This window comes from Pseudoalteromonas holothuriae, from assembly GCF_945859825.1.
Lineage (GTDB): Bacteria > Pseudomonadota > Gammaproteobacteria > Enterobacterales > Alteromonadaceae > Pseudoalteromonas > Pseudoalteromonas holothuriae.
In genome coordinates, this window is sequence record NZ_CAMAPC010000005.1 from 271,155 (window position 1) to 286,473 (window position 15,319).

The 15,319-nt window shown below is 37.6% G+C and carries 15 protein-coding genes; 5 read left to right on the top strand and 10 right to left on the bottom strand.

Annotated features, from left to right (window positions below; translation table 11 throughout):
- Positions 1-19: 19 nt before the first annotated feature.
- The 3 genes from OCI93_RS09205 to OCI93_RS09215 form a co-directional block, all read right to left on the bottom strand.
- Complete coding sequence (locus OCI93_RS09205) at positions 20-1,045, bottom strand: glycosyltransferase family 2 protein (protein WP_261591895.1); 1,026 nt, start codon at positions 1,043-1,045, stop codon at positions 20-22.
- Between the two features lies 1 nt (position 1,046).
- The gene (locus OCI93_RS09210; protein WP_261626250.1) at positions 1,047-2,108 is read right to left on the bottom strand and encodes a glycosyltransferase family protein; all 1,062 of its coding nucleotides are present in this window, start codon (positions 2,106-2,108) and stop codon (positions 1,047-1,049) included.
- Between the two features lie 78 nt (positions 2,109-2,186).
- Entirely contained in the window at positions 2,187-2,903 is a 717-nt protein-coding gene (locus tag OCI93_RS09215; RefSeq protein WP_261591893.1) for a WecB/TagA/CpsF family glycosyltransferase, read from the bottom strand.
- A gap of 529 nt (positions 2,904-3,432) precedes the next feature.
- Between OCI93_RS09215 and OCI93_RS09220 the strand changes: the two genes are divergently transcribed.
- The 5 genes from OCI93_RS09220 to OCI93_RS09240 all read left to right on the top strand — a co-directional run bounded on the left by OCI93_RS09220 (position 3,433) and on the right by OCI93_RS09240 (position 7,158).
- Positions 3,433-3,702, top strand: a complete 270-nt coding sequence (locus OCI93_RS09220) for a hypothetical protein (RefSeq protein ID WP_261591892.1) — start codon at positions 3,433-3,435, stop codon at positions 3,700-3,702.
- A gap of 41 nt (positions 3,703-3,743) precedes the next feature.
- The gene (locus tag OCI93_RS09225) at positions 3,744-4,055 is read left to right on the top strand and encodes a polysaccharide deacetylase family protein (protein WP_261591891.1); all 312 of its coding nucleotides are present in this window, start codon (positions 3,744-3,746) and stop codon (positions 4,053-4,055) included.
- Positions 4,056-4,204: 149 nt separating this feature from the next.
- Positions 4,205-4,453 carry a hypothetical protein gene (locus tag OCI93_RS09230; RefSeq protein WP_261591890.1) on the top strand — a complete coding sequence of 83 codons (249 nt, stop codon included), beginning with the start codon at positions 4,205-4,207 and terminating at the stop codon, positions 4,451-4,453.
- 143 nt (positions 4,454-4,596) lie between these two features.
- Positions 4,597-5,754, top strand: a complete 1,158-nt coding sequence (locus tag OCI93_RS09235) for a glycosyltransferase (RefSeq protein ID WP_261626251.1) — start codon at positions 4,597-4,599, stop codon at positions 5,752-5,754.
- Between the two features lie 12 nt (positions 5,755-5,766).
- On the top strand, positions 5,767-7,158 hold the full coding sequence (locus OCI93_RS09240) for a lipopolysaccharide biosynthesis protein (protein WP_261591888.1): 1,392 nt from the start codon (positions 5,767-5,769) through the stop codon (positions 7,156-7,158).
- 180 nt (positions 7,159-7,338) lie between these two features.
- On the opposite strand, the gene OCI93_RS09245 is transcribed toward OCI93_RS09240, so the two are convergent.
- From OCI93_RS09245 to OCI93_RS09275, 7 genes are all read right to left on the bottom strand, one after another.
- Positions 7,339-8,550, bottom strand: a complete 1,212-nt coding sequence (locus OCI93_RS09245; RefSeq protein WP_261626252.1) for a glycosyltransferase family 4 protein — start codon at positions 8,548-8,550, stop codon at positions 7,339-7,341.
- 7 nt (positions 8,551-8,557) lie between these two features.
- Positions 8,558-9,340, bottom strand: a complete 783-nt coding sequence (locus tag OCI93_RS09250) for a putative capsular polysaccharide synthesis family protein (protein ID WP_261626253.1) — start codon at positions 9,338-9,340, stop codon at positions 8,558-8,560.
- The gene (locus OCI93_RS09255; RefSeq protein ID WP_261626254.1) at positions 9,337-10,299 is read right to left on the bottom strand and encodes a sulfotransferase family protein; all 963 of its coding nucleotides are present in this window, start codon (positions 10,297-10,299) and stop codon (positions 9,337-9,339) included. The genes OCI93_RS09250 and OCI93_RS09255 overlap by 4 nt, the downstream gene beginning before the upstream one ends.
- The gene (locus OCI93_RS09260; protein ID WP_261626255.1) at positions 10,299-11,483 is read right to left on the bottom strand and encodes a glycosyltransferase; all 1,185 of its coding nucleotides are present in this window, start codon (positions 11,481-11,483) and stop codon (positions 10,299-10,301) included. The genes OCI93_RS09255 and OCI93_RS09260 overlap by 1 nt, the downstream gene beginning before the upstream one ends.
- 98 nt (positions 11,484-11,581) lie before the next feature.
- The gene (locus OCI93_RS09265) at positions 11,582-12,820 is read right to left on the bottom strand and encodes an MATE family efflux transporter (RefSeq protein ID WP_261626256.1); all 1,239 of its coding nucleotides are present in this window, start codon (positions 12,818-12,820) and stop codon (positions 11,582-11,584) included.
- Positions 12,820-13,539, bottom strand: coding sequence for a sulfotransferase family protein (locus OCI93_RS09270; protein WP_261626257.1), 720 nt, complete (start codon positions 13,537-13,539; stop codon positions 12,820-12,822). The genes OCI93_RS09265 and OCI93_RS09270 overlap by 1 nt, the downstream gene beginning before the upstream one ends.
- Positions 13,540-13,611: 72 nt before the next feature.
- Positions 13,612-15,066, bottom strand: a complete 1,455-nt coding sequence (locus tag OCI93_RS09275) for a hypothetical protein (RefSeq protein ID WP_261626258.1) — start codon at positions 15,064-15,066, stop codon at positions 13,612-13,614.
- Positions 15,067-15,319: the final 253 nt, after the last annotated feature.

Consider the following 15,319-nt stretch of genomic DNA (forward strand, 5'->3'; position numbering starts at 1 on the left):
TGTGTTTAACTGTTAAAATCTATTTATCCGCATTTTTGAAACGTGCTTTTAGCACCAGTAAAATATCATTTGGTATGATAAAAACGGCTAACGTCAACATTGAAAATAATAAACCTCTAATCGGGCTCAATTTAATTAACCGACATAAAGCCAACATGACATTTTTTAGCTTACCGTGAATTGCTTCATTAATTGCAATCCGCTGTGCTAGCTGTTCAGGATTTTTATCAAATTCAGCCTGCTTAGTGGCTAAAAAGGTCTCTAATTCTGGCTGATACTGTGGATCTGACAACGCGTCTTTTCCCTGATACTTCGCACGCTGCTGATCAAAGAACAACGCAAGTTCCGCCGCAGATTGAGCTTTAATACTGTAACTCACATTCCTCGTCAACGAGTCAATTGAGAAACGATAGTAGTAAAGGCACTCTGGAATATTGGCGCACTTGTATTTATTTGCCATTCGCCTGATCCAATCGTAATCTTCGGCAGGGCAACCAAGAAAAAATTCGTTGTATCCACCAACATCTTCAACGACACTTTTTCTTACCATAATCGATGAGCCACAAAAGCATACCTCCACCTCGTTCTGCAAGTACATTTGAATCTCATGAAACTCTAAAGGTAAAGTAACTTGTTGGTATACTTTACCTTTACTATTAGTGCGATTAAACCCTGTACCACAAAACCCATATTCCTGGTTATCTTGAAGAAACCTAAGCTGTTTTTCTATTTTATCTTTGGCTATCCAATCATCAGAGTCCAAAAATGTAATAAATTCACCTTTTGCTAAGCTCAGCAGTTTATTGAAAGTCCTTAAATAGCCTAGGTTCTCTTCATTCTGATAGAGCCGAATATTTGGGTGTTTTGTCTTTAAGTCGCACAATACTTTATAAGTATCATCTTGACTGCCATCATCGATGATAACAACGTCAACCTGTTTATAGGTTTGCGCAACAATCGATTCGATAGCTACTTCAACTGTTTTAGTGCAGTTGTAAGCAGGCATGAGCACTGATACTAAAGGTTCAACTTGCCTATCTGTCATGCTATTCAATACCCATGAGAGTTTTCATAAACGCGACTCTTTTTCTTTCTATTTGATGACTGTCAATAAACCTTGCTACATCATGTTGTTCAACAACCACTTTTTGCACCTTTTGAGTAAACTTAACTACATTTGTTATTGTCTTAGAGTCAAGAACATCCTGTGATGAGTTTATTTTTAATATCCAACTGGGCTCTTCATCTAGAAATGCAGTTTCTTCATATGGCAGTATTACAGGTAAGCCAGCAGCTAAGTATTCTCTCACCTTCAAAGGACAAGCTTCCTTCATCCCTTTACGGTGCAATGCCAGCGTCCCCATTCCAACTGAACAACGTTTTGCAATATCTGCATACTCATCCATAGGTAGGTAGCCATGAAAATGTATATTTTCAGCAGGGTCTGATAAGACATCTCGCTCCATTCCAACGACATGAAATTGTAAGGTACCATTTGTGGCCTTGGCTAACTGATTCAAAATATCAAGTCCGTGCCACATTAAGCCCGGCGTGCCAACAAACAAAATTGACAATGATGAGTTAACTTCCTTACGATATTTAAACCCTTCAATATCAATAGAGTTAGGTACTATGGCAACATTACCCACCGAAACAGAGGTAGATAACTCTTTAGTTACCGACACCACTGCTGACAAGCACCGATGATAAAATGGCTTTGTCACCAAGTTATAGACATAGGTAATGAAACCCTTTAACGAACTACTTCGTTGGAGCTTAATTTCGGCATCAGTATCCGTATTTAATTCAGCAACAAGCTTGTAGTTACTAAAGAAAAGTGGCACTAATAACGTGGGCAACACCCACATCCTGTGATATATGATGTCAGGTGAAAAACAATCTATAACTTGTTTTAATTTACGCGCTAGTGACCAAGTAAAGCTAGGGGAGATTACCTCTACATTAGGGTGCTTAACAATTTCATTAGTAATCAAAAACAGCTTTACATCGACTCCTAAGGATTGCCAAGTTTCTACCTGAGAAATCACTTTATCGTATACACTATCATATTGATTACTTTTCAATATTAGTAAATATGCAACTTTCAAATTACTCTCTTTAACGAATAGGTTGAGTTCAAAAATACCATTAACCAAGTGAACATGCTTTCTCTGAAATATAGCGAGCTATGACTTTAAATCTTTCAATACCAAGAAAAAAAATTTAGGGTAGCTACCTAGCAATCTTTTGATAACATACGAATTTTCAAAAACACGATAAAGCCAGCGTAAGTGAAGTTTATCTATCCACTGAGGATAATAAACAAGGGACTCTGCACTTTGATGCAAAAAACCACCACATGTGTATATTTGCTTAATAATCCCGCTTGAACGAAGCTTAAGCTTTACAGCAAAATTATCTTGCCGAGGCGTTCCCATCCCACAAATGACAAAGTCAGGGTTAGTGGATAAGATACTTTCAATCATCTTCTCGTCATCATCAAAATAGCCATCATGTGAGCCAACTATATTAATATTTTTGTAATGTGCTTTGAAGTTACTAATTGCTTTATTGAGCTCTTTTTCTTTTGTTCCCAAAAGAAATATTGAAAACCCTTCTCGATCTGCCCTTTCTAAAAAATCATTAGCAAATGAGCTTTGATCGAAGCTAACTCTGGGCACCTTTTGTTTGAATAAATAACTTAAGTATTTTGCTGAAGATATGGCATCTGTATAAATAGCATCTATATTTTCAATAATTGAGACTTCATCGCGTAAAAGAAGGTAAGAATACGGATTGACAAAAGTTATTACCTCTGTTTTTTTAATATCTCCATGCAAAACCTCATCAAATCTTTTATTTATATCCGGGGCCTTTTTTACTTTTCTCAGTAACTCATTCACTTTAATACGCCTCACACAAACTTACACAAAGTGACGCGCTAACTCAGCCCACTGTCACTAATAAATAGCCGCGTAATTCTACATGCTCACAAAGCATCTTGCCATAACCATTTTGATTTTTTGGCCTATACCGCCCACTTTCCACTCTATGCGCCCAACAATACTCTTGCTTCAAACTAACGTCCCCATAACGACAACAGAATACAGAAAAACTAATTAGTACCACTTAAAGGGATATTTATACTGAATTTAGTCGCTGAGAAACAATTAAAATGCTCAAAAAAAACCACTTTGATTTCCCTGATTTTGATTCATACAACTGGGTGTGTCGATAATTACAACCCTGAGAATAACGTTAATACAACAGCAAATAGTGCCGCTATCGGCTCTGGTAACAAAGCATTTTCGCTAACCTCTAAAGTCGTAGGGCTAAGATCAATTACCCCAACCTCATTAAAAATAGCACAAAATGGTCAAGTCACTTTCCAGGTTTTAACCAAATCAAAAGGGGTTTCATTAGACTCTATTAATGACTGCAAAGTACGGCAGCTCTATTTCTTTTGATGTGTCAGCCAACCAAGGCTCCACTATAAAACTCATAGCCGGCTGTGAAGGTGAACTTAAAAATGAAAAGTACGTGATATCACCAGTCACACAATCATGTGACTTAACGGCTCAGTTTGAAAAAAAGACTTATACGGTCACCGCAAATATAAGTGATAAAAGTTTAGGAAGTGTTTCTTCTCTTTCTCAAATAGCAAAGCATGGTAACACTGCGTCATTTACATCACTCCCGTAGAAGGGTTAGAAATCGATAGTGTAAATGGCTGCGATGGAACTTTGTATGACAATACTTGTCGTATCAATAAAGTAACTAGTAGCTGTATTTTTACACCGATATTTAAGCCAAAGGGACACCTCATGGTTTCTTTTGGTGATGCCTATGCTGAGTCTTGGTGGAAAAGAGCGAACCAGCTATTTGAAGCGTTTGATATGAAAGCAATTTATTATGTTAATGCTGATTTGGTTTTACAAAAAGGTCAGAAGCACTACATAGACCAACTATTCAGGAAAGGAAATATTATTGGTCATCACTCTTGCTCACACCAATTCGCTCGTACATATAAAGGGGATTACATAAAAGGTGCATGAGCTTCTACGCCGATTATAATTTAAAACATTTTGCATACCCCTATGGCTGAGGAACGGAGTCTATAACCAAGCAACTAGAGACCATTTTTGATACAGTTCGGTTATTTAACGTCAGCTGGAAAAGTCCATCAACTTGCCCAGGTAATGCAATGGCCATTGATAGGTTAGAAAGGCCAGACTGGAATACTGTATGGGAACTTCTAGATAGAGCGAAGCGTGAAGGGTTAACGGTTCACTTAGCAACACATAACGTAATTGACAATTGCGAGATTGCCCAAAAAAGTTGGGGGATATGTACGGCTGAACTAGAGCGCTTACTTATGCCGATTCACTCGGGCTATTACTTGGCCCACCAAAAAATTGGTTGTAATTTCCTCATAAATATAAAGAGCTATTGATTAATGTGTTCAATAGCTCGCTTATTTTATTCTGTTTATATCATCGCATTATTTCTATCAAAGCACATGCAGCTACCTATCTATTTATCAATTTGTCCCATGTGATATTATACGCGCAAATCACTTTAGGACTATGTAAGTATATGCACATCGTTGTTCTTCCATCTTGGTACCCTTCAGATCAGCATGACGCCGCAGGCAGCTTTTTTCGAGAGCAAGCTATTGCCTTAAGTGAGTCTGATATAGATGTAGCGGTTCTTGCAGTGTGCCTTCACGGACTACGTAATTGGCGGGCTATTTTTAGTCAAGGTGTTGATGAGAGTATTGATTTAGGTTTGCCAACCTATAGATTGAATGTTATGCGCTGGCTGCCTCGTTCTGCTAAATTTGATGAAATAGTCGTTAGGTTTGGATTAAAGCTGCTGTTCAAAAGGTATGTTAAAAAACATGGTTTGCCAGATGCGATTCATGCTCAATGCGCGCTTTTCGGTGGTGTTGTTGCACGCGAATTATCCGCTGAATTTAACATCCCTTATCTAGTTACTGAGCATTGCTCAATATACGCCAGAGATCTTGTCACACAAAAAGATAAGGTGCTTGCAAAGAAAGTTTTTGAACAAGCTAATAAGTTAATTGCAGTATCGGAACCTTTCGCTAATGACTTAAAAGCTGCTTTTTGTGAAACTGCGCACCAAGTATGGAATATAATTCCAAATATGGTAGAACAGCAATTTCTTGATAACTTTGAAGAGCCCAAGAAAAACAATAAATTCTCATTTATTGCAATAGGTTCCCTTAATAAAAATAAAGCTATTGATAACCTTCTCTTGGCATTTTATGAGCAATTCCGCACAAACAAAAATGTAACTCTAACTATCGCGGGAGATGGTGTTGAGCGAGCAAATCTTGAACTTTTATCAAGAGAACTAAAACTGGAGAGTCAAGTGACTTTCTTAGGTAACATTAATAGAGCCCGCGCGCTTGAAGAAATAAGCAATGCCAGTGTGTTGGTATCAGCTAGTAAATACGAAACATTTGGCGTGGTACTTATTGAGGCCCTAGCACTTGGAAAACCTGTGATAGCAACGCAATGTGGTGGGCCTGAAACAATTGTCACTAGTAAAGTGGGGTTACTCGCTAAAAATGATAATGTACAAAGCCTTGCAACTCAGCTCCAACAATTACATCTAACTTACGACAGCTATAACCCAGTAGAAATACATGAGTATTGTAAACTTCGTTTTGGTAAAAAAGCTTATATCAACAGTATGACTAAGCAATTTCAAGATGTAATAACCTAGGTATTAAACTCAATGTCACTTAAAACGCTCGTCTCTTATGCCTTAGGTCCCATTGGCGCCTCATTACTTGGGCTTATAACATTACCAATCTTAACAAGACTGATTGTACCTGATGTATACGCTCAAATTGCGCTTGCACAGATCACGATTCAACTTTTATTGTTTTATGCTCTAAGTGGCTTTGATCAAGCCTTTATGCGCGAATACTATGAGCAAGAAAACAAACAAAAATTATTCTGCCATACTTACTTCATGAGCTTAGTATTATTTAGCTCAATTATTGCGATTTTTTACGTATTTCGCGATCATATTTCGGCCTTTTTATTTGGCGATTACCGCCCTGAAGTTCTAGCTATTATCGTTATAACTTTATTATTTACCATTACTTTGCGCTACCTACAACTCATCATGCGCTTAGAAAATAAGGCAATGAGCTACTCTCTTGCATTATTTTTACAAGCCTTATTTAATCTGCTATTTATTATTATTTTTGTCGAAATTTTAAAGGTTAGCAGCTTAATTGGGGTGCTCTTAGCCAATGGCATTTCTGTTCTTATTGTGACACTGGGGTGCTGGTTCAAGGCAAGACAAAATATAGCTATATTCTCTACAACACACTTCGACAAAGTACTATTTGGACAGTTATTCAAATATGCTTTCCCACTGCTATTTTCAACTCTCTTAATGTGGGTTTTGTACTCAGCTGATCAATACATGCTACGTTGGTTATCTAACTATAATGAGCTTGGTATTTATGCTGCAGCTTACAAACTCTGCGCTGCATTAACCATATTACAAGTTATAATTTCAACCTATTGGGTGCCATTGAGCCTTAAGTGGCATCAAGCTGCAGTGCCAACCTCTCAATTTAACTTAGCAGGAAAAGCCGCGACAACTCTTATGATTATTGTATTCCTATTAAGTGTAGCGTTAAGAGATATAGTTAGCTTACTGTTAGGTGAACAGTTTGCACTCGCAGTAGATATTTTTCCATTTTTAATGTTGTACCCAATATTTTATGCACTTTCTGAGATCTCTGGAGTAGGTATTAATTTAAGCAGAAAAACAAGTTATATGATCTATATCACCTTGCTTTCAGCTATTTTTAACATCACGATAAACCTCTGGCTGATACCTAAACTTGGCGCAAAAGGAGCTGCAATAGCCACCGGCGCAACATTTATACTGTATTTTTACTCTCGCACTATCTTAGCAAACAGAGTATGGAAAAAAGTGGCTTGGGCTCACTACAACATCATGGTGTGCTTAATTGTGTTTATTTTGCTATTCATTGACTCAGCTTGGATAGAGTGGTTTTGTGGTGTACTTGCCAGCACTTTATTTATTTTCTTAGCGGTTTTGTACAAAATCGGTAAGTTAGAAAAAATATATATGTCTAACTAGTTTTTTAAGTAATTGATCCAGCTATGCAGCGTATCTTTGTCTACCGTGGTAAACTTTATCAGGAGTAAAAGCATAAAGTTCTTGATGTTTACGCTGCTCATTAAAAATACTGTATCCGTCGCTACTATTATCTAACACTTTAGCAAACACATTGTAAGCAAGAGCCTAAAGGGGCAGACTTTACAGCTGAATTTGCTCAGCGACTACTCGAAGCTCCTTTGCTAAACTTGGCCAACTGTAGCTGCTTTTTGCACGCTCTCTTCCCCGCCTTGATAAAGATTCGCGTTGATTTTTATCTGCAACTAATCGATTAATACCTTCGCCAAGGTGGTATGCACTCGCCTGCTCTACAAAAACACACTCTTCATGAGATAATAACTCTTCTGTTGACGTCTGAGGCATTGCATTTTTTGAGAATGCGACTATCGGTAACCCGGAGGCGAGAGCTTCTAGTACTATCTGCCCTAAAGGCTCATATACTGACGTCATTACAAATATATCCGATGCTTGATAATATAATTCAGGGTTATTGACCCCCCCTTTAAATATTACTCTATCTGCAACTTTCAGCTCTTCAGCTAAATGCTGCAAAGTTTCTTTTTCTGGTCCATCTCCTAATATGATAGCACTGCAACTTTCGCTATAAAGCAAAGCCTCAATCAGATAATGAAAGCCTTTCGCTCTTACTAAACGGCCAACTCCTAATAGTAAAGTACCTTTACAAGGTAACTCTAATGAAGCTCGCAACGGTTGCTTCAGTGCTTTGTCTATTGGCTGAAAGCGTTCTGAATCGACCCCAGGTTTAGTAAGCTTTATGTCTAATTGGCGCCCGTTTAAGCACGTTTCAACTTGCTGCTTCATATTGTTACTAAATGCCAACAAGACATCTGCATGACAAAAAGCAAGCTTCTGAACAGTATCGTGTATATGTAACTTTAGCCTCTTTACAAACTTTTCCTGTAAGGATTTGCTTTGAAATGTATTAATTGCTTTATTCTGCTCTCGGACAACTCCTGGTATCAAGTAGAGCACTGGCAACTTGATACTCAGCTTGGCAATTAACGTCGTATCATGATACCTACTGATAACAGCCAAGGTGTTGCAGCCAGAAATCTTTCTAAATTTCTTTGCCATATCATAGAGTCGAGCACATGTATTAATAAAAGGGTATTGCGCCCACTTGCCATAAGCTCCAAAGCGGTAAACCGAAATACCTTCGATCACCTCATATTCAGGTAAAACATACTCTGAAACTGTATTAGTATTTCCTACCAAAATATCTACTTGATAACCAGATTCAAGGTAAGATTTTGCTAAATGACGGAGTGAATTCTCCACACCACCAATATTTGGATAGTATGCATTACCAGTCAGAATAATATGATTTTTCATTGAGCGCCTATGGGAAAAAGTGCTGATAATATTTGCTATTTTTTAGCACTTTATGGAACCCCAGGCTCGGGCAGTGCGTATTTTTAAAAGTTGCATATACATCACCATACCACTTTCTTTCAGCTTGATTAGCAAAACAGACTGCAACTTTTTGCCCTAAAAACTCTGATAGTAAGTCAGCCGATTGTTCAAGCACTCGAATATCTAGACACAAAACCTCACAAGAGTGGCTCTCAGCCTTTAGGAAGCGTTTGCTTTTATCAAAATGGTGTTTGTATACATCAACACCTGTCATTCGCTTTAATTCATTGTCAAACCAAAATAAAGGATAATCATGCTCAAAATGCTTTAAAAATGCATCATTTAATACTTCAGGATCCTGTGTTCTAGTAGCGACTGGAGGGTAAATAGACCGGTCACAATTGCTATAAAGAGCAAATAAATAGCAATCTAAATCATGAAAGAACATTGAAATATTTCGCTCAAGTGGCTCTCTTACTAGAGTAATTACTTTGCTATGCTTCCTTCGCCTGAAAGCCAGTCGCTTCACGGCCAGTTCACACTCTTGAACAAAACGTTTACAATAGTACCGCCAACCAAAACCTGCAAGACCCTGCAAGCGCAATTTGCACGGATGATTGTGGCTATAAAAATTATGAATATGCACAGCACCTTTTATTGCATCCTCTAGTGCTGTTGAACCAACTTTACCCATTTGATAAATAAAAACTGTATCCGGATCAGAGTACTGGTTGTATAGTGCTAGCAGCGCTTTTATTTTCTTAATCAATTTTTCTCCTTACCAAACCAAGTCTGATATGCGTTTAAACCAGTCAGTTCATTAATATCAGTCATGATCTTTGAGAAATACTCATCAAGTAACTGTTTATGCTGCGGTGTCATTTTTTCAGGAGACTTATCAATCATAGGATTAAGCCTACGATAAATTCTTTCAAATAAATCTAATGATTTACCAGTGCCCTTGTCCGTAAAATGCTGTCTATATGTATTACTTACCGCGCCTCTAAAAATCCGACATTTCAATAAGTGAAGTTTTAGAAATTTAGGAGTTTGACCTTTATTAGCATGAGTCTGCAATGCATTATCTGGTAACTTTTTTGCATCGAGTTCCAAAAAAAGACATGCACTCTCAATTGCCTGCTTTGGATCGACAATAAAATCTTCAAATAAGATCACTCTAACTTGATCACGAGGAAAATAACGATACAAAACCCTTAACTGCGCACTATATTCGCTACGCTGTAATAATAAATGAGGCTGAAAGCGCAAAGTATCTTCAAAACTATAGCCTGCACGCCCAGCGCGAACCATATGCCAATAATGAGAATAAACACGCTGGCTTGGCTGGCGAAGCATAATGATTATTTTAGCCTTGGGTTTTAGCTTAGCCATGCGCTTAATAGCCAGCTCAGAGCAAATATAGGTAGTAGAGTCTTCACCTTTCAATTGGCCACTACTTGCTTGTGAAAAACGACTTTGATACCAATACTTATAAACATCACTCCTAATATCGGGGGCATGCAACTGGCCATTTTGCCTAAAAATAAAATCTGGATGCTGAGCAATATCATCCATATCAAAATAAAAAAGCTCATCTTTAGCCATAAAAATATCTGGATGAGCATTTAACATCTGATGTAAAGTTGTCGTACCGCATTTCATTGCACCCGCGATAAAAAAATCAGCGACTTTAGTTACATCTTGCGTTTCACAAGCACTATCTTTCATTAATGCCCACCTTTGTACTGTTGCATTAAGCTAAGTAGTTGCTGGTTGAGAACCTTCACGTCAGCCAAATTCCGAACTCGTTCAAGCGCATTATCGGCTAAATCCTGACGAAGCACAGTATCATTACAGAGTAATTCAAGATATCTAGACAAAGCCATAACATCTTTCTCAGGCGCTAAAAGACCATTAACTTTATGCTGTACTAACTCAGGGATCCCACTGTGAAGAGTACTCAATACCACTGTGCCACTTGCCATGGCTTCCATAATGCTAACAGGAACCCCTTCTTTGTCTCCATTGTCGGCAGTTATACTAGGCTGCAGAAAAACACTTGCCCACCTCATCTGCTCAACTACTTCTTTACTATTCATTGGACCTAAAAAAGACACTTTATTATCTAGCCCTAACTCAGTACATTGAGCTCTAAGCTGCATCTCTAGCTCACCATAGCCTACAAGATGATATTTAAACTCAATTGAATCTGGTAGCGAAGCCAAAGCTTGCAAAGCATATTTCAAACCTTTTTTTTGCGAAAAACGCGCTACAGTTAATATGTTAAAAGGCTTATTCGATATCTCTTTCCTGTCTGCGTTAAAAAGTGATAAATCAACACCCATTCGTTGCACGTGGATTTTCTCTTTATCAGCACCAAGTGATAAAAGCTTATCTCTCCACAAATTACTTATTGGCAATAAGAGTTCTGTATTTTTAAATAAGCGTTGATAGTTGCGCTGAGTATTTTTCATATTGAGCTCTGCTGTGATATCTAACCCATGGAAGACAGTTGCTATAGACCCATCAATTACACCCATATCTCTTAAATGATTAACGATGACTCCTGAAGAGCCAAAGTGTGCAATTATCCAATCAAATTTTAGACTATTAGTTTGTGACGCAGCAATACTGCTTAACATTAGATTACGAGCTTGCTCATTAAATTTCGGGTTTAAGCCAGCAAAGACTTTTTGTCTACTCTTACTAAATAACAAACCTTTAACCACCTGATTTAACCTTTGACTAATCAGTGAAAATTTAGATTGCTTTGCAGTTAGTAAATATTGGACTCGCTGATTTAGCTGATAACCTAAAAGTTGTGGTTGTAACAAAATAGTTTGATCACCTGAGTATAACGCTAGAATCTCAACATCTATGCCTAAGTCAATTAAAGTTGTAATTTGATTCATTACAAATGTTTGTGAGGCAATAGGAAACACATCTATAAAAATAGCAATTTTCACACGGGCACAATAGGCAAAGAAAAACAGTCGCCTATGGTACAAAATTATCGAGGATTCGCCAAGCTAAGCGGTATTGCTAAATATCTATTTACATAAAATAGAGCTAAAAAATTATTAACTGCTGTGGCAATAAGCGTTGCGAAAGCGGCGCCTAAAGCGCCAAACAAGGGTATAAGAATGTAACAGCTAACCAGCAAAGTGCAAACACCAGCTGTAATACAGTACTTTTGAAGAGTAACTCTATCGGCCATCATCAACAATTGCCCCGCAGCACCCACAAATACTTTAATTAACTGCGTTAATAGGAGCACCAACAAAACCTCGCTCGCTTGCTGATATTGCTCTCCAAACTGGCTAAGTAAAAACTCTCCCGAAGCCCAAAAGAAAACAGCAAAAAATGAAGAGATAAACATACTTTGTCGCCGTGAACTTTGATAATAAGAAATTAGTTCAGAGTGCTTTCCTTGTTTAAAAAGTGCTGCAAACTTTGGCGTTGTAACCGAATTAAATGCAAGTAAAACGAAAGCAATTAAAGAAACCAGCCTAGTTGCGATGCCAAAGTAAGCGACCTCCTTAGCATTACCATATACTCCTAGTAACACTATAGCAGCTTCAGCCATCAACACAGCAGAAAAGCTAATCCACAGATAATGGTAAGTTTGTGTTTTATTTGTTAACAACTTAACCGGTGAGGGCGTTAACCTAAATCCCTTTAAATAAAACATCAGCAGGCCAAAAAGTAAGCCTATAAAAAATGTGAAAGTCACAATAAGATCTAACGAGACCAACTCATTAAACAGCCAAAAAAGTACTATGGCTAAAAGCGCACTCAATAACCTTGGTATATTCAATAAAAACTGTTGTATTACCGAGTTTCCTACCGCTTGCATGCTGTAGCCAATAATTGAAATTAATGCAAAAAACATTGCATTGACTAGAATCAGATTACTAATTCCGAGAGTGGACGCAGTGAGAAGGTTTACGAATAAATTAATGAGTAAAACCACAATGGCTGTGACTAATACTATAGCCATAGCTTGGGTAGATATTATCTGCTTTTCAGTGCGCTTTGCACTTTGCACAATTAGCTTGATAAGCATATTTTCTTGACCAAACCGCATCACAACACACATAAGAGTAATACAAGAAAGTAACCAAAAATAATCACCGAGTTGGTCGGCCGAATATAATTTAGCGAGAGTAAGTGTTGTTAAAAAACCAATAATGACAAAAATGATTTTAACAACTAATACGCTGAGTGCCCTTGAAAATAGCCCTTTCATTAATGCAATTCAAACTTATAACCAAAACGTGCAATATCCTCTTTGTAAAAACTATTTACAAAATCAAGTGTTTCACTACAGTAGTAAGCACTATAGTGAGGTTTTGCTTTATCAGCAAAGAGTTTTTTCCGAAATTTATCTCTTAACTTTCCAGTACCCAATAAACTTTGGGTACTATTCTTGTGAGGGAGAATAGCGCTGTTAATCTTCAAACTTTCACAGACCTTTGCGAAATCATCTTGTAACGACTCAAAACGACCAATAAAGTCAACTAAACAGTTACCTGCATCATCATACAAAAAACGACTCTGAGGTACTATATGCCGAAAGTGATCAACACCAGTTATGTAATTATCTCTATCTGGTGTAGGGAAACTTTCTAGTACAAAATGTTTAAATCCTTGCTGATATCCACTATGACCAAGAGCACGCCGATATGTAAATTCCGAGACTAAACGTGACCAAGGATTACGAACAAAACTGAACTTGAACAGGCTATCAAACTCACTTTTTGATGTATAACCAAACTTGGTATATTCCTCAGCATATAGGTGAGCTAGCCTAGGTGGACCTAATAACGGCTCTTTATTTGGTCGTAATAACAAACCATCGCGCTGGTTCCATTTAAGACCCATGCGTTCAACAAAAAATAACTCTATGCTTTGCCCCGCTACTTTAGGGATATGCACAAATAAACAATTATCTTTGGTTGAAATCATAGCAACTCGAATTTATAGGAAGACAGATAAAAAAAAAGCAAGCCGAAGCTTGCTTTTCATCAAAAAATAAAATTATTTCTTAATTGTAGTAACAATACCACGGTCTTGCTCAGAAACAACTTTGAAACCAGCAGTAACGTCTACGTCAGCATCTGGAACATTTGTTACTAACTCTAAAGCAACTTTACCTTTAGTAACACCAGCATCAGCTTTAACAGCATTAATTACTAGATCTGCAATGTTAGTAATACCAGGCTTAATAGTAGTAAGAACACCTAGAGTTTTCCATGAAGCTTCTGTACCTTCGATCATATAACGAACTGTTAAGTCACCAGACTTAGTTGAAGCGTTAGTTAAACGTAGGATTGGCGCTGTATTATCACCAAATGGTAAGTAAGGAACCTCAATTTCTGAACCATTAAGAGTCCAAGAACCAGCTGTTACACCAGTTAACACTTTAACGTCAGTTTTAGCTGTAGTTGCTGTATAGTCAGAAGTTACAGAAGTAGTAAAGCTCTGAGTAGCTAGAGTTTTACGGTTTGCTGCAGTTGCTGAAATATTAACTGAAACGTTATGAGCAGTGTTTACCGCTACATCTTTGAAAGTAACAGAGCTTAGGTCAGCAGCCCAAACAGCAGCAGTTGCACCTAAAGATACTGAACCTTCACCAGTCTCAATTTTGTTGTCGCCGTCAGTATCAAGAGCTGAGAAATTACCAGATAAAGTAATGTCGAAATCAGCAGGACCAGTGATGGCTAGCTTGTCAACTGTTGTAGTTGTTGTGTTTACTGTAACTACATCAGTTGTAGTTGTATCGTTACCAGCAGTGAACAATTTACGATCTGCTGCAACGTCAATAACACCATTCAAGCTCTTAGTAACTTTCACACCAGCAAGCTCAGAAACGATTGTGTAAGCAGCTGCTTTAGCAGAACCAGTTGCGTAATCACCAATTGCAGTAACAGTGCTCACAGCTTTAAAGCTAGGAGTGATAGATGCTGAGCTTGTTGATTTTAGAGCAAATCCACCAATGTTATAAGTAGCAATTGGGAAAGTGCCACCAGTCACAGCAAAAATCATTTTGTCGCCGTCGTACTTAACAAATGACGCAGTAGATGCAGTAACATCAGCATCTGTATCGCCAGCTGCATCTTGGAAAGTTACAGTTTTGATAGTTGGAGTTAAAGTAGTGTCGAAAACGCCACCAGGTAAAGTAACGATGATTGTATCGTTTTCTTTGATAACAATATCAGTTGTAGCATATAAACCAAGTTCTGTAGCAGTAGGCTGAATATTTGCAGCTGGCTGATCATTAGCTGTAGCAATCGCATCAAAGATAATACGAGTGTTTGCAGCGCCTTCAATACCTTCTTTAGATACTTTAACTGCAGCAGTTACTTCTGGAGTTGTAATTGAAGTATTAGCTGTTTGAGTTAACGTGTTAGTTACTACAGTAGCAGCATTTGCAGATACAGCAGCACCAGATAGCGCAAGCGCTAGTAGAGATTTCTTAAACATTTTTTCCATTCTCCTAGTTTCATGAAACCTAAAAGTGAAAGATTAACTATCTTCCCATTCAGGATACTTTATTACCTTTTGATCAATCTATCACTAGTTTGATGATCAAAAAAGTTAAAATTTGTTCGCTCGATAAAACACAAGCTTTAATAGCATAGTAAATCAAGCCGGCTGTTCAATGCTATTATCTCATTAAACAAATGGCAACTTTTTGTATAAACGAAAATGATTTTTTATTTTCGCTCTATATTAGTTATCCGCC

Bases quoted from the DNA above. Each gene is read 5' to 3' on its own strand.
- OCI93_RS09270 (WP_261626257.1), bottom strand. From the start codon at position 13,539: ATGATTTCAACCAAAGATAATTGTTTATTTGTGCATATCCCTAAAGTA.
- OCI93_RS09260 (WP_261626255.1), bottom strand. From the start codon at position 11,483: ATGAATCAAATTACAACTTTAATTGACTTAGGCATAGATGTTGAGATT.
- OCI93_RS09265 (WP_261626256.1), bottom strand. From the start codon at position 12,820: ATGAAAGGGCTATTTTCAAGGGCACTCAGCGTATTAGTTGTTAAAATC.
- OCI93_RS09255 (WP_261626254.1), bottom strand. From the start codon at position 10,299: ATGAAAGATAGTGCTTGTGAAACGCAAGATGTAACTAAAGTCGCTGAT.
- OCI93_RS09245 (WP_261626252.1), bottom strand. From the start codon at position 8,550: ATGAAAAATCATATTATTCTGACTGGTAATGCATACTATCCAAATATT.
- OCI93_RS09240 (WP_261591888.1), top strand. From the start codon at position 5,767: ATGTCACTTAAAACGCTCGTCTCTTATGCCTTAGGTCCCATTGGCGCC.
- OCI93_RS09230 (WP_261591890.1), top strand. From the start codon at position 4,205: ATGGCCATTGATAGGTTAGAAAGGCCAGACTGGAATACTGTATGGGAA.
- OCI93_RS09235 (WP_261626251.1), top strand. From the start codon at position 4,597: ATGCACATCGTTGTTCTTCCATCTTGGTACCCTTCAGATCAGCATGAC.
- OCI93_RS09205 (WP_261591895.1), bottom strand. From the start codon at position 1,045: ATGACAGATAGGCAAGTTGAACCTTTAGTATCAGTGCTCATGCCTGCT.
- OCI93_RS09220 (WP_261591892.1), top strand. From the start codon at position 3,433: ATGACTGCAAAGTACGGCAGCTCTATTTCTTTTGATGTGTCAGCCAAC.
- OCI93_RS09275 (WP_261626258.1), bottom strand. From the start codon at position 15,066: ATGGAAAAAATGTTTAAGAAATCTCTACTAGCGCTTGCGCTATCTGGT.